The following is a 13,283-nucleotide window of genomic DNA, read 5'->3' as shown; positions in this document are numbered from 1 at the left end:
CGTGGCACTCGACGAGGTCTTCGAGCTGGTCGGCGGCGGCGCTGACGGTGTCACCGGCGCCGTGGCGGACGCTGCGGTGGCCTGGGCGCTGAGAGCGTTCGTGGCCTTTCCGACCAGTGCCAGCGCGGCGAGGAGGACGACTGTGGTGATCGCGAGATGCCTCCACGACCACAGCGGCCACTCGATCAGTCGATGAAGACGGCTAGACACCTCGTTCACCTCGCTCGAACTCGCCGGGCTCGACCGTGACCATCGACTTGGTGTCGGCGTCGAACATCCGCACCCGCAGTCCCTGTTCAGTGACTTCGGCGTGTGAGTCGTGCGTGCGAGCAATGGGCGTCAGGACCTTGAGGTCCGTCGGGACCTCGTCGACGAGCTGGCCCTCGATGCCTCGATCCGGCATCGCGCCGGTGGCGTGGTGTGCTCCAGAAGGTCGGACTTCCACCGTCTCAGGAACACCGCCACTCGACGGGTGCGCACGGACCCCGGGGTAGGAGTGCGCCGCCGCGGCGCGTTCAGTGGCGGCTGGCGTCGAGCTTGGAAGCCGGCGCTGAAGCTCGCTGACCCGTCCAGCCACATGGCGTTCGTGGTCGGGCACGTCCGGCTGAGTCCACGCGACGCTGTCGAACCGTCTCCCAATCGACTCCGGAGGCAGGTTGACCCGACGGACGTATCGAGAAGGCCCGGCGTCGTTTGGAAGACCCTGACCCTCCTCATCCGACTTGGTCCCGGTGTGCTTCCCACCGACGATCTTCTTCGCAGCATCCTCCTCGCCGTCCTCCACGGCCTTCCGCCCGACGAAGTAGCCCGCCGTGCTGCGGCTCACCTTGCGCAGCAGGGAACGGTGCGAGGCCTGCCCGAGCATGCTCGTCAACGACAGGAGCGGCATGAGCAGGACGAAGGCAGCGAGGGAGACGACCAGGCACAGGATCAGGGATAGGACGCCCATCCCGACTCCGTTGGCCTGCTGAATGATGGCTGCGATCGCCACGCTGTGGATCGCAGAGCCGACCCCGAAGGCGATGACGTTCACGACGGAGGCACCAGCGATGTTGCCGATTCGCCGGACGATGCTCGCCATCGGAGCGATGACACCGAAGACGGCGGCGGCCGGGAAGAACATGACCAGCAACCGCAGCATGACCAAGCCGGCGAACACGAAGATGTCGGCGACCAGCCTGAAGACGGCCGTGAAGGTGACTCCAACGAAGGCCATGAAGCCCGCCCCCGCTCGTCCCTTCGCCTTGCCTTGGACTGCGGCATAGGCGAGCGGATCCTGGTCCTGAATCTCCTGGGTGGTGGCAACCCAGTCGTTGGCCTTCTGCTCCGTTTTCTTCTGAACCCCGTCGGGGACGGACCGCGCCGCGGCGAGCTCGGCTCGGCTGAACGTCGACTCCCGGAACAACAAAGGTCCCCACTTCTTGGCCGCCGGACTGCCGGGATCGCCGAACTCTCCTCGCAACCACGACTGGTAGAGAATGTCGTCGACGATGAGGGCACCTTGGGCGCGAGTCGCGTCTCCAGTGTTAGAGCCTGTGAGGTCCGCCGCGCCTTGGTTGACCGATGCGACGGAGCTGGTGACCGCTTGGTCGAAGAAGCCTGCGACACGTGTCGGGTACTGGGATACCCCGGACAGGACGACGAGGACGAACAGCGCCCAGACTGCGCCTGACATGAGGGCGGAGAGCCGGCCCTGCAACGAGTAGACGAGCAACAACACAGCCACGCCGAGCAGGGAGACCATGCCCCACGGCGACCAGATTGAGTCATGGAGGCGGTTGGTGACCGTTGCGACGACGTTGTCCAATGGCTTCATGTACTGCTGCGGCTGCGAGACGCGGTTGTGAATCCCGTTGGTGGCGGCGCTGATCCATACGCCGCCGCCCATCAGTGCGTTGCCGATGAAGGTGTCGACGGTCGCGTCCATCTCCCCCAGTCCGCCGACGCAACCGGTGTCGTAGGTGCTCCATCCGAGCCCGGCATACCCGTACTGGTCGTAGAGGGTGGTGCTCCGGGGTCGGGCCCACGGGTCTCCCTTGGGCGGGATGGGATCGGGTGCCGGATCGAAGAACCCGGGCAGACCAGTGTCTGGCAACGACGCCGTCGGAGCGGTCTTGCAGTCCCACGGTGCCGCTGGAAGGGCCGCCTGCGTGGCCGACGGGGCCATCGGAGTTGCCGACGCCGGTGCGGTGAGGGCGACCAGTGCGCCCAAGCAGGCCAGTAGGGCGAGCAGCAGGCGCCGGCGGCAAACAGCGGCCGACATCTCAGGCACTCGCTCTCTTAGCATCGACTTCCAACTCGTCTGCCTCCGCGACGGGGCTCCAATCGCTCGTTCCCGCCGTGCCGCTGGCCCGCTGGACCCGGTTGCGAGCCTTGTCGGGTGCAGCGGTGGTGTTCAGAGCCTCGAGCAGCTGCGGGTGGGCCGACAGATCCATCCGGATGCGCTCGATGCCGCCGGAGCCGTCGCTGAAGACGAACTCCCGAGGTCCCCGCAGCCCGTCCCGGGAGGGACGCGACAGGGTGCCGAAGATCTGCTCGTAGCCCAGGCCCTCGCGGATGCCGGGAAGGAAGCGCAAGGCGTCCGTCTGGGCGTCCTCGCCGGTCAGGCGGCCGATGAACGCGGCGGAGCAAAGGTTGGCTAGGTCGAGCTTCAGCAGGTCCGCCGGGTTCTGGGAAGCCATGAGGACGCGGGTGTTGTGCTTGCGAGAGTCCCGGGCAGCTCGATCGATGAACCGTCGACCGCTCGAGAATGTCGACAGAGCCCACGCCTCGTCGATGAAGATTCCCTTGCGGGCATGGACGTCGCCGAAGTACATGCCGCGTTGCGTCAGCCACGCTGCGAGGTACATGACGCACATCGACAGGCGCTCGTCGAGATCCTCGCCGCCTTGGGTCGCCTCATCGGGCAGAGCCAGACCGCGCAGCGAGTAGACCGTCAGGAGCGGATCCGCATCGATGTCGGTGGCGGGACGCCCTGCGGGGAAGATCAACCGCCCGTGGCTGGTCTTGGCAGCCTCTCGCAGAAAGTCGGCCATGTAGCCGGCGTGACGGGCTAGTTCTGGATCGCCAGTCTGCTCCCCACTCGGGCCGCGATCGAGTTGAGCCAAGGCCGTGACGACCTGGTCGCACGAGGACCAGGCATGCGCGGGAACCGAGCCAACCGCTCGCATAAGTGCGACTTCGGAGAGGACGTGTTCCTGGAGCTGCTTCGGCAGCATCGCGCGCAGGACGCTGCTCGTGAGGAGCCGCCGAGTGTCTTTGGCCTGTTCCATCGCGGCCCGCCAGCCGGCCTCGTCTGCGTAGTGACGGCGATCGGGCTCCGCGATGACACGGTAAGTCGAAAGCGATCCTGCCGCGGCGTCGAGCAGGTCCACCGCTCGTGAGTACGGCGCCAGCTCGGGCAGCCGGGTGAGGGCGGTCAGCCTGCCGGACGGATCGAGCACCGTCCAGGGAACGCCCTGGATGACGGTGCGGTAGATGATGTTGCCGCCGGCCGTGGACTTTCCGCCACCGAGCCCAGCACACAGGACCGCCAACCCGGACTCCTCGCCGCGTTCGGTGGCCAGCCAGGGCTCCCACGTCACCACTCGCGCCGATGTTCCGGACGTCTGGCCGAGATGGATCCCGACGCGGTCGCCGACAGTGGCCGTGGCCGCGGGCACCGCCGCAGCAAGTGTCGTGACCGGCATGCGGCGCCGGTAGGCAGTCGAGCCGAGACGTTCTCCGGGGATGAACTCACGAGCGACGGAGTACTGGTCCTGTGGACGGGCGATCGTCACCTGTGGCGCGTAGAGCTTGCGGACGAGGCTCGCGCGATCGATCGCCTCATCCTCCGTAGCTCCCGAGACGGCGATCCGGTACCACCCCGTGGTGCGGGTCGAGAGCCCGGAGAGTCCCATGGAGATCTCGTCCTCGACCGCGAGGGCACGGGACGCCTGACGTTCTAGGGCTCCGGGAGCGGGCTCGTGGTGCTCTAGCTCGTAGTGGTTCGCCTGAGCTCGGATCTTTTGGATGTTTCGGCGCATGGCAGCACCGACCTTCGCGGCATCCTCGACCTGGACGCGTCCCGACCACTCCACCGGAAAGGGGAGCTCGTCCGTGCGCTGCATCCACGGGATGCCCGGCGGGATGTCGAGGTCGGTCATGCGCCCGACGGAGAGCACGCATACGTGTCGTTCGATCCGCCGGTCGTCGTGTTCTCCGACGACACGCAGGGTTCGTCCGTACGGCGTGGCGAACCAGTTCACCCGGTCCGTGAACTCGCCCAGGTCGTCCACGTCCCAACTCGGCTCGTCGACGGCGCCGAGCGTGAGCGGGGCCGGTAGGCCTAGAGAGCAGGATCTATGTAGCAGCCACTCCAACTCCCGAGGGGTCGCGGGAGCGGCCTCGATGCCCGGTGAGCCCATCAGCTCGTCGGTGGCGCGAACCTGCTTCTCGAGGGCAGTGACTTCCCGGTGAGCCGCAGCACCGCCAAAGGCATCGCTGACGCTGTCCCCGATGGAGCCGAGCGCCTTGAACAGCGGGCTGCGGTGCGGGATCTCGACGCCGAGGTAGACCTCCTTGTCCGCCATTGACAGCGACGCCAGGCGCTTCTGATCCGTCGCCAGATGGTTGCCCCACCCGGGGAGCGGGGCTGGCGCGTTCGCGTCGTGATCCCGCGCCCACTTGGCCACCGGATAGGGGCGCGTGGTCACACGGAGGTGAACCTCCCGCTTCGCGAGCTGCGACAACACGTCGGCGCCGTCGATGATCAACTGCTCCCGGACCCTGTCGGGGCGAAAGGACCAGCCCTGCGGGTCGAGTAGGTACCAAGCCATGACCTTCTGAGCGGTCACCGTGCAGTGCCCGGAGATGCGCCGCAGCGCCAGGCCACGCTTGCCGGTCATGAGCTCGTCCTCCCGATGGCAGCGTCCCTTAGAGCGGCGGCCCGGTCAGTACGGTGCTGGGCCTTACGTTGAGCCCGGCTCGGGCGCGAGGGGACGGCACGCACTCGAGCCGGGCGGACTGTGTGCACCGTGACCTTGTCGTCATCACGCGGTGCGGAGACCTCATGGGCGAACGCGGCCAGCACGGCGCCCAGCGGTCGATCGTGATTCACCACCGACAGGATCAGGCGTGTCAGGGCGACGGTGGCGAGCACGCTGTAGGCCAGGGAGAAGAAGCCGAGCCCGATGCCGAGGCGCCGTTCCACGATCTGCAGGAGCACGAACACAACCGAGCCGACCATGTAGGCGCTGTACCGGGCTCGGAACGGCAAGGTGCGGTTGGGCGGCCCCAACCAGACGGAGTTGACGTTATAGATCTCGTCGTCGACAGGCAGTCGCATGGTCAGCTCATCCCGTGATGAGGGAGGCCATCCACGACCCCACGCTGTCTGCCTTGCCACTCGTCGCAAGGCCCAGCACGGCCAGTGCGATGACAACGCCGGCGACCACGCGCATGGCCTTGGCGTTGTCGCCGCGCTGCGCGAGGACGAACAGCATCGTTGCTACCAGGAGGAGCAGCAGCGGGATGATGTTGGACTTGATCCAGCCCTGGAGGCCGGTCGTGCCGGCCGCGGTGGCCAGCGATGCGATGGTGCTCATGGTGTCCCCTTCCGGATGGAATCGGGCAGATCGCCCACTCCAGAGCACCGCGGTACGGGCGACCGGGAAGAAGAAACACGCCGACGCGTGACCAACTCTTGAACCACCTCTCGCCCGGCGTTCACGTTCGCCCCTGAGGTGTTCTCGACCACCGTCGCCCCGGCGTGCCTGACGGGAGCCGCCACCACCCTCGCTGGAGTGTCGCCAGCGGCGGTCGGCCGGTGAGCTCGGCGATGTGGGGGGATGCGCGACGTGCCGTAGTCCCCGATGACCGTTGTTGCGGGCCTCCGCGGGGTGACCGCAAGCCGTCGATGGACCCAGATAGGTTGAGCGCGAACAGACACCAGAACCAGAACACGCCTCGGGCGTGGAGGAGTTACGCCTCAACATGAGCCAAGTGACAGCGGTATCCACGCCCAACCTCAGGGCGAGGGGGATGCGGTAGTGGTCCCATCGAGCAGGGAGGGGCAGCGCGCCGAGCTTCACAAGACCATATGGCGGATCGCCAACGATCTGCGTGGCTCCGTCGACGGCTGGGACTTCAAGAGTTACGTACTGGGTATCCTCTTCTACCGCTTCATCTCGGAGAACCTGACCGCCTACATCAACGAGGGCGAACGTCGCGCCGGGGATGCCAGCTTCGACTACGCCAAACTAAGGGATGAGCAGGCAGAGGTCGGTCGCCGCGAGACGGTGGCCGAGAAGGGCTTTTACATCCTGCCGAGCGAGCTGTTCGCCAACGTCCGCAAGCGAGCGGCCCGCGACGAGAACCTCAACGAGACGCTCGAACGGATCTTCGGCGACATCGAGGGCTCGGCCAAAGGCAGCGACTCTGAGGACGACCTCAAGGGTCTGTTCGATGACCTTGACGTCAACAGCGCCAAGCTCGGCAACACCGTGGCTCGCCGGAACGAGAAGCTGGTCAAACTGCTCGACGCCATCGGGGACCTCAACCTGGGCGACTTCAACGGGCACGCAATCGACACGTTCGGCGACGCCTACGAGTATCTGATGCAGATGTATGCCGCCACCGCAGGCAAGTCGGGTGGGGAGTACTACACGCCGCAGGAGGTCTCAGAGCTGCTGGCCCGCATCACGGTGGTCGGCAAGACGGCGGTCAACAAGGTTTACGACCCGGCTGTCGGCTCGGGCTCGCTGCTGCTTAAGTTCGCCAAGGTGCTTGGCAAAGATAACGTCCGCCAAGGCTTCTTCGGTCAGGAGATCAACCTGACGACGTACAACTTGGCCCGCATCAACATGTTCTTGCACGACGTGAACTATGAGAAGTTCAACATCGCCCACGGTGACACTCTGATCGACCCGGCTCACTGGGACGACGAGCCGTTCGAGGCGATCGTCAGCAACCCGCCGTACTCGATCAAGTGGGAAGGCGACGCCAACCCACTCCTGATCAACGACCCACGGTTCGCGCCGGCCGGCATCCTCGCTCCGAAGAGCAAGGCCGATCTCGCCTTCACGATGCACATGCTGTCGTGGCTTGCAGTCAACGGCACAGCCGCGATCGTCGAGTTCCCGGGTGTGCTGTACCGCGGTGGGGCCGAGCAAAAGATCCGCAAGTACCTCATCGACAACAACTACGTCGACGCTGTGATCCAGCTTCCGCCGGACCTCTTTTTCGGCACGACTATCGCGACGTGCATCTTGGTGCTCAAGAAGTCCAAGAAGGACAACGCCGTCCTGTTCGTCGACGCCACAGCACAGTCGGTTCGCCCTGGCAACAAGAACAAGCTCTCGGACGCCAACCTGCAGAAGATCCTCGACACCTATGTAGCGCGCGAGGACAGTGACCACTTTGCCAAGCTGGCCCTGAACAGTGACGTAGCTGCCAACAGCTACAACCTCACTGTCGCTTCCTACGTCGAGGGTGCGGACACCACCGAAGCGGTGGTCATCGCAGATCTGAACGCCGAACTTGCGAAGGTCGTCGCTCGACAGACAGAGCTTAGGGCTGCTATCGATGAGATCGTCGCCGGCCTGGAAGCAGGGGGACATGAGGCTGTCTGACCTGCTTTCTAGGGCACCAGACACAACCCCGGCGCAGGTCGAGGGGTTTCTTGATGATCGCCGACTGGCCTGGGGCAAACATAAGAGGATTAAGGTCGGCAAGGTCTTTCACAACTTCCATTGTCGCCAGTGCGACGACCAGCGCACCTTTGAGTCAGGGGACGAGCTCTCATGCCTCGGACTAGATGATCAGGCCGTCAGCATCGACGCCACACTGAGATGTGGTGCATGCCAAGCTGCGGTGGAGATTTGGTTCCTCCTAGGAAGCGCAGGAGACATATTCGACCGGGCACCGACTGTCCAGATCGAGCGATACACCGAGAACCTGCGAGATCGTGCCGATCGAGTCGGATCGACTACTGGACCCTTTGCCGACCTGCTGAAACGCGCGCAGCTTGCATACGAGGAGCAGTTGGGCGCCGGGTCGATGATATACCTGCGTAAAATATTTGAATCGATCACCTTCGAAGTTGCGGAGATCGCAGGCATCGCCATCACCACCCCTAAGGGGAAGCGGCGCACCTTCAAGGACGTGCTGCAGGATGTAAACGAGCAGCGGAATATCATTCCGCAGCGATTCTCTGCCAATGGATATCTCCTGTTTAGCGAACTCAGCGAAGTGATCCACGGCAACTCGAGCGAGGACGAGGCACTCAAGAAGTTCAACCCCTGTCTTCAGCTTGTTCTTGGCGTCGTTGAGGAAGTCAATCGGGACAACGTCTTTGCCACGGCCATCGACGAACTTGGCTGGGGTGTCGACAACATTGACGAGATCGCCGGAGAGAGGGTTGTGTCGTGAGCCAGATCGATGAGCTAATCGAGGGGGTTGCGCACGAGTCGGTTCCTTCCAGGGCGCTCGGGGACGTTGGCGAGTTCATTCGTGGCAACGGGCTCCAGAAGAGCGATCTGAAAGCCGAAGGTGTGCCCGCTATCCACTACGGCCAAGTGCATACGACGTACGGGACCTGGGCGACGGAGACTGTCTCGTTCGTGGATCCAGACTTCGCAAAGACGCTTCGTCGAGCCGCTCCCGGTGACCTCGTCCTCGCTACAACAAGCGAGGATGACGATGCAGTGGCCAAGGCGGTTGCTTGGCTTGGTGACCAGGACGCGGCAATCAGCGGGGATGCATACATCTACCGCCACACGCTCGACCCGAAGTACGTCGCCTATTACTTCCAGTCTGGCCAGTTCCAGGATCAGAAAAAGCGCAGAATCACCGGCACGAAAGTACGGCGCATCTCAGGTGATGCGTTGGCTAGGATACGGATCCCAGTGCCGCCGATCGAAGTGCAGAACGAAGTCGTTCGCATCTTGGATCGATTCTCGGATCTAACGACGGAGCTGCAGGCAAACCTCACTGACGAGTTGCGGCTCCGGAGACGTCAGTACGAGCACTACCGCAATCAGTTACTCACCCCCACAACGGGTGATGTCCGATGGTCTACGTTAGGCGAGATCAGCACTAAGGTCTCGTCAGGGGGAACGCCATCATCTGGGCGAGAGGCCTACTACGGTGGCGAGATCCCGTGGCTCCGCACTCAGGAAGTGGACTACAAGGGCATCACCTCTACGAGCGTGACCATCACGGAAGAGGGGCTCCGCGCCTCCTCGGCCAAGTGGATCCCCGAACACTGTGTAATCGTCGCGATGTACGGGGCGACGGCAGCGAAGGTTGCGATCAACGAGATTCCACTAACGACCAACCAGGCGTGCTGCAATCTCCAGATCGACCCTGAGCAGGCTGAGTATCGCTACGTCTTTCACTGGGTGGCCAACGAGTACGACCGACTTAAGGCCCTCGGTGAGGGCTCACAGTCGAACCTGAACGCACAGAAGATTAAGAACTACCCAATCCCGGTGCCGCCTCTCGAACGGCAGCGCGAGATCGTCGCAGCGATGGATGAGTTCGACTCTGTGATTGGGGAACTTTCAGCGGCCTTGCCGGCGGAGCGAAACGCTCGTCACATTCAGTACCAGTACTACCGGGACCGCCTGTTCGCCTTCCAGGAGCTGCCAGCATGAGCGAGGCTCCAGCACGCCGGTACGACGCGATTGCGGTCAGCTCGGAGAGCACGGTCGTCGCCGAGTTCGTCCCGGACCCGGCAATTGCCACGGCCTACCAGTCGGAGGCTGACCTCGAGAAGGAGTTCATCAAGCTTCTGCAGGGCCAGGCCTACGAGTACCTCCCGATGAGGTCGGAGGCGCAGCTCGTAGCCAACCTTCGCACCCAGCTCCAGCTCCTGAACGGCATGAAGTTCACCGACTCGGAGTGGGATCGGTTCTTCACCGAGAAGATCGCTGGAGCCAATGAGGGCATCGTCGAGAAGACTGTCCGCATCCAGGAGGACCACGTCCAGATCCTCAAGAGGGACGACGGCACGACGAAAAACATTAGCCTTCTCGACAAGAAGAGCATCCACAACAACCGACTTCAGGTCATCAACCAGTACGAGATCGGAGCAGGCGAGGGCGGTGCCAAGCACGCCGGCCGCTACGACGTCACTGTGTTGGTCAACGGTCTCCCGATAGTCCACATCGAACTGAAGCGTCGTGGCGTGGACATCCGTGAGGCGTTCAACCAGATCGACCGCTACCAGCGGGACAGCTTTTGGGCGGGCTCGGGCCTGTTCGAGTACGTCCAGCTCTTCGTGATCAGCAACGGCACGGTGACCAAGTACTACTCCAACACGACCCGGCGTCAGCACATCAGCGAGTCCGCCGGCAAGAAGGCCCGCAAGACTAGTAACTCGTTCGAGTTCACCTCGTGGTGGGCGGACGCTCAGAACAAGCCGATCCAGGATTTGACTGCATTCGCCAAGACCTTCTTCGCTCGGCACACTCTGCTCAACATCTTGACCAAGTACTGCGTCCTGACCGCCGACCGACTACTGCTGGTCATGCGTCCCTACCAGATCGTGGCCGCCGAGCGGATCCTGAACCGCATCGAGATCTCGACCAACTACAAGCAGCTCGGCACCTTAAAGGCCGGTGGCTACGTCTGGCACACAACAGGGTCAGGCAAGACACTGACCAGCTTCAAGGCCGCCCAGCTCGCCAGTCGGATGCGTGACGTGGACAAGGTGCTGTTCGTCGTCGACCGCAAGGACCTCGACTACCAGACCATGCGGGAGTACGACCGCTTCGAGAAGGGTGCGGCCAACTCGAACACCTCGACCGCCGTGCTCAAGCGACAGCTCGAAGACCCGAGCGCGCGAATCATCATCACGACGATTCAGAAATTGGCGACGTTCATCGGTGGCAACAAGGGCCACGACATCTACGGCGGCCACGTCGTGATCATCTTTGACGAGTGCCACCGATCGCAGTTCGGCGACATGCACGTCAGCATCACGAAGGCCTTCAAGCGGTACAACCTGTTCGGGTTCACCGGAACCCCAATCTTTGCCGTCAACGCTGGCACTGGTGGTAGCGCGAAGCTTCGGACTACGGCTCAGGCCTTTGGGTGCTTCCTGCATGGCGACCCCGCCAACTGCTCGCCGGGCGAGACCCACCAGATGGCGATCCACGCCTACACGATCGTCGATGCGATTAGCGACAGGAACGTCCTGCCGTTCCGCATCGACTACGTCAACACCGTTCGGGTCGCCGCTGGCGTGACGGACAAGCAGGTGTCGGCCATCGACACCGAGAAGGCTCTGCTTGCACCGGAGCGGCTGACCAAAGTCGCTGACTACACCCTGGAGCACTTCGACCAGAAAACCCGCCGCGCGGAGCACTACTCGCTCGGCGAGCGCCGTGTCCACGGCTTCAACGCCCTGTTCGCCACTGCCTCGATCGAGGCCGCCAAGCGCTACTACACCCGATTCAAGGAGCAGCAGGCCCACCTCACGCCCGACCGAAAACTCAAGATCGGGCTCATCTATTCCTACGCCGCCAACGAGGCAGCGGCCGACGACTACCTCGACGAAGAGGGGTTCGAGACGGGGGGACTCGACCAATCGTCGCGTGACTTCCTGGATGCTGCGATCCGAGACTACAACGCCCTGTACGGCACGAGCTTCGACACCAGCTCAGACAGGTTCCAGAACTACTACAAGGACCTGTCGCTGCGGCTCAAAAATCGTGAGATCGACCTGGTCATCGTTGTCAACATGTTCTTGACCGGCTTCGACGCGACGACCCTCAACACGCTGTTCGTCGACAAGCGTCTGGTTAACCACGGCCTGATCCAGGCCTTCTCGCGCACCAACCGCATCCTTAATTCGGTCAAGACCTATGGAAACATCGTCAGCTTCCGCGACCTCGAGGAAGAGACCAACGACGCCATTGCCCTGTTTGGCAACAAGGACGCCAGGGGCATCGTCCTACTCAAGCCGTACGCCGAGTACTACCACGACTACGCCGAGAAGGTCCAGGAACTGCTAACGCAGTTCCCGCTAGGCCAGCCGATCATCGGCGAGTCAGCGCAGAAGGCCTTCATCGCCCTATTCGGCCAGATCCTCCGGCTGCAGAACATCCTGACCAGCTTCGACGACTTCGCCGGCAACGAGATCCTGACCGATCGCCAAAGCCAGGACTACCGCAGTGTGTACCTCGACCTCTACGCCGAGTTCAAGAAAGATGCAACTGCCGAAAGGGAGTCGATCGTTGACGATGTCGTCTTCGAGATCGAACTCGTCAAGCAGGTCGAGATCAACGTCGACTACATCCTGATGCTGGTCCAGAAGTACCGCGAGGCAAAGGGGGACGGCGAGGACCGTGAGATCCGGGCGACCATCTCGCACGCCATCGATGCCAGCCCAAGCCTGCGCAACAAGAAGGATCTGGTCGAGGACTTCGTCGACTCGATCTCGGCCTCCAGTGACCTGGACGAGGCTTGGGCGGTCTACGTGGCAAAGCGTCGTGCCGAAGAGCTCAACGCGATCATCAAGGAAGAAAGTCTCAAGCCGGATGAGACCAGAGCTTTCATCGATACTGCCTTCCGTGACGGCGAGATCAGGACCACCGGCACGGCGATCACTCGTGTGCTCCCTCCAGTGTCACGCTTCTCGGCCCACGGTGGCCATGGCGAGAAGAAGCAACGAGTGCTGACGAAGCTCGATGTGTTTTTCGAACGGTTCTTCGGGTTGAGCTCTGGCGGCAGCGACGCTTAGCAGGAACTTTGGCTACATCGCGTGGTGGCCGTCTCCTGCGAATATCGCGGCCTGGCCTAACCCAGCAAGGTGGTACGTGAGCCAGGTGCCGCATCTGCTGTCTAGAGGCAGTGGATCGGTTCGGTCCACGGGCGCGGGAACGGACCGACGTGCCAGGGAAGCACCCGTGTGACAGGTGATCGCCGCTATCCGCAGCAAAGCGCTCGTGGGCCACAAACCTGCGGGTTGCTGTCCGTCGGCGTCCGTCCGCGTCGGAGAGCATTCGACGGCGCTGGTGCTCGGCCTCTCTCCAAATGCCAGGATCTAATCCCTAACCCGCCGCGCACCCCGACCGCGGCGCTGCACGCCGCCCTGGTCCAGCGCCCGCCGTACCGCCGACTGGGTGCGACCCGTCAGCTCAGCCAGCTCGTGTATCGACCGGCCGACGGCATACTGCTCGGCGCAGAACGCGAGCAGCCTTCCCCGCTGCTCCGGCGTCTGCCGCACCGACGCGGTGCCGGCGAACTCGGGCAGGACTTCGAGGACCGGGCGGCAGGGGTAGGGCATGGGTCTGTCT

The 13,283-nt window shown here is 63.4% G+C and carries 10 protein-coding genes; 5 read left to right on the top strand and 5 right to left on the bottom strand.

Translation table 11 applies throughout. The features are described from left to right. Window position 1: 1 nt before the first annotated feature. A complete protein-coding gene (locus tag AB0316_RS04965) occupies window positions 2-196 on the top strand; it encodes a hypothetical protein (protein WP_366270965.1) in 195 nt (64 codons plus the stop codon). Between the two features lie 6 nt (window positions 197-202). Here AB0316_RS04965 and AB0316_RS04960 read toward each other — a convergent pair whose 3' ends face one another. Genes AB0316_RS04960 through AB0316_RS04945 form a run of 4 tightly spaced genes read right to left on the bottom strand, consistent with a single transcriptional unit; the run spans window position 203 to window position 5,585 of the window. Further along, window positions 203-2,272, bottom strand: a complete 2,070-nt coding sequence (locus tag AB0316_RS04960) for a hypothetical protein (RefSeq protein ID WP_366270963.1) — start codon at window positions 2,270-2,272, stop codon at window positions 203-205. After that, window positions 2,265-4,886 carry an ATP-binding protein gene (locus tag AB0316_RS04955; protein ID WP_366270961.1) on the bottom strand — a complete coding sequence of 874 codons (2,622 nt, stop codon included), beginning with the start codon at window positions 4,884-4,886 and terminating at the stop codon, window positions 2,265-2,267. Before AB0316_RS04955 ends, AB0316_RS04960 begins: the two co-directional genes overlap by 8 nt. Next, window positions 4,883-5,326 carry a hypothetical protein gene (locus AB0316_RS04950; RefSeq protein ID WP_366270959.1) on the bottom strand — a complete coding sequence of 148 codons (444 nt, stop codon included), beginning with the start codon at window positions 5,324-5,326 and terminating at the stop codon, window positions 4,883-4,885. The genes AB0316_RS04955 and AB0316_RS04950 overlap by 4 nt, the downstream gene beginning before the upstream one ends. Window positions 5,327-5,333: 7 nt before the next feature. Continuing rightward, a complete protein-coding gene (locus AB0316_RS04945; RefSeq protein WP_366270957.1) occupies window positions 5,334-5,585 on the bottom strand; it encodes a hypothetical protein in 252 nt (83 codons plus the stop codon). A gap of 444 nt (window positions 5,586-6,029) precedes the next feature. Here AB0316_RS04945 and AB0316_RS04940 point away from each other — a divergent pair, with 444 nt between their 5' ends. The 4 genes from AB0316_RS04940 to AB0316_RS04925 are packed head-to-tail and all read left to right on the top strand — an operon-like array spanning window position 6,030 to window position 12,727. Next, entirely contained in the window at window positions 6,030-7,610 is a 1,581-nt protein-coding gene (locus AB0316_RS04940) for a type I restriction-modification system subunit M (RefSeq protein WP_366270955.1), read from the top strand. Then, window positions 7,597-8,409, top strand: a complete 813-nt coding sequence (locus AB0316_RS04935; protein ID WP_366270953.1) for a hypothetical protein — start codon at window positions 7,597-7,599, stop codon at window positions 8,407-8,409. The genes AB0316_RS04940 and AB0316_RS04935 overlap by 14 nt, the downstream gene beginning before the upstream one ends. Continuing rightward, window positions 8,406-9,635, top strand: coding sequence for a restriction endonuclease subunit S (locus AB0316_RS04930; protein WP_366270951.1), 1,230 nt, complete (start codon window positions 8,406-8,408; stop codon window positions 9,633-9,635). Before AB0316_RS04935 ends, AB0316_RS04930 begins: the two co-directional genes overlap by 4 nt. Further along, entirely contained in the window at window positions 9,632-12,727 is a 3,096-nt protein-coding gene (locus AB0316_RS04925) for a type I restriction endonuclease subunit R (RefSeq protein ID WP_366270949.1), read from the top strand. The genes AB0316_RS04930 and AB0316_RS04925 overlap by 4 nt, the downstream gene beginning before the upstream one ends. A 303-nt stretch (window positions 12,728-13,030) precedes the next feature. Here the strand turns inward: AB0316_RS04925 and AB0316_RS04920 are convergent, their stop codons facing one another. Continuing rightward, complete coding sequence (locus AB0316_RS04920) at window positions 13,031-13,273, bottom strand: helix-turn-helix domain-containing protein (protein WP_366270947.1); 243 nt, start codon at window positions 13,271-13,273, stop codon at window positions 13,031-13,033. Window positions 13,274-13,283: the final 10 nt, after the last annotated feature.

Origin of the sequence: Terrabacter sp. NPDC080008 (genome assembly GCF_040702505.1) — a bacterium.
Lineage (GTDB): Bacteria > Actinomycetota > Actinomycetes > Actinomycetales > Dermatophilaceae > Terrabacter.
This window is presented reverse-complemented; position numbering and strand designations above follow the sequence as displayed.

Bases quoted from the DNA above. Each gene is read 5' to 3' on its own strand.
- AB0316_RS04955 (WP_366270961.1), bottom strand. From the start codon at position 4,886: ATGACCGGCAAGCGTGGCCTGGCGCTGCGGCGCATCTCCGGGCACTGC.
- AB0316_RS04950 (WP_366270959.1), bottom strand. From the start codon at position 5,326: ATGCGACTGCCTGTCGACGACGAGATCTATAACGTCAACTCCGTCTGG.
- AB0316_RS04945 (WP_366270957.1), bottom strand. From the start codon at position 5,585: ATGAGCACCATCGCATCGCTGGCCACCGCGGCCGGCACGACCGGCCTC.
- AB0316_RS04935 (WP_366270953.1), top strand. From the start codon at position 7,597: ATGAGGCTGTCTGACCTGCTTTCTAGGGCACCAGACACAACCCCGGCG.
- AB0316_RS04925 (WP_366270949.1), top strand. From the start codon at position 9,632: ATGAGCGAGGCTCCAGCACGCCGGTACGACGCGATTGCGGTCAGCTCG.
- AB0316_RS04920 (WP_366270947.1), bottom strand. From the start codon at position 13,273: ATGCCCTACCCCTGCCGCCCGGTCCTCGAAGTCCTGCCCGAGTTCGCC.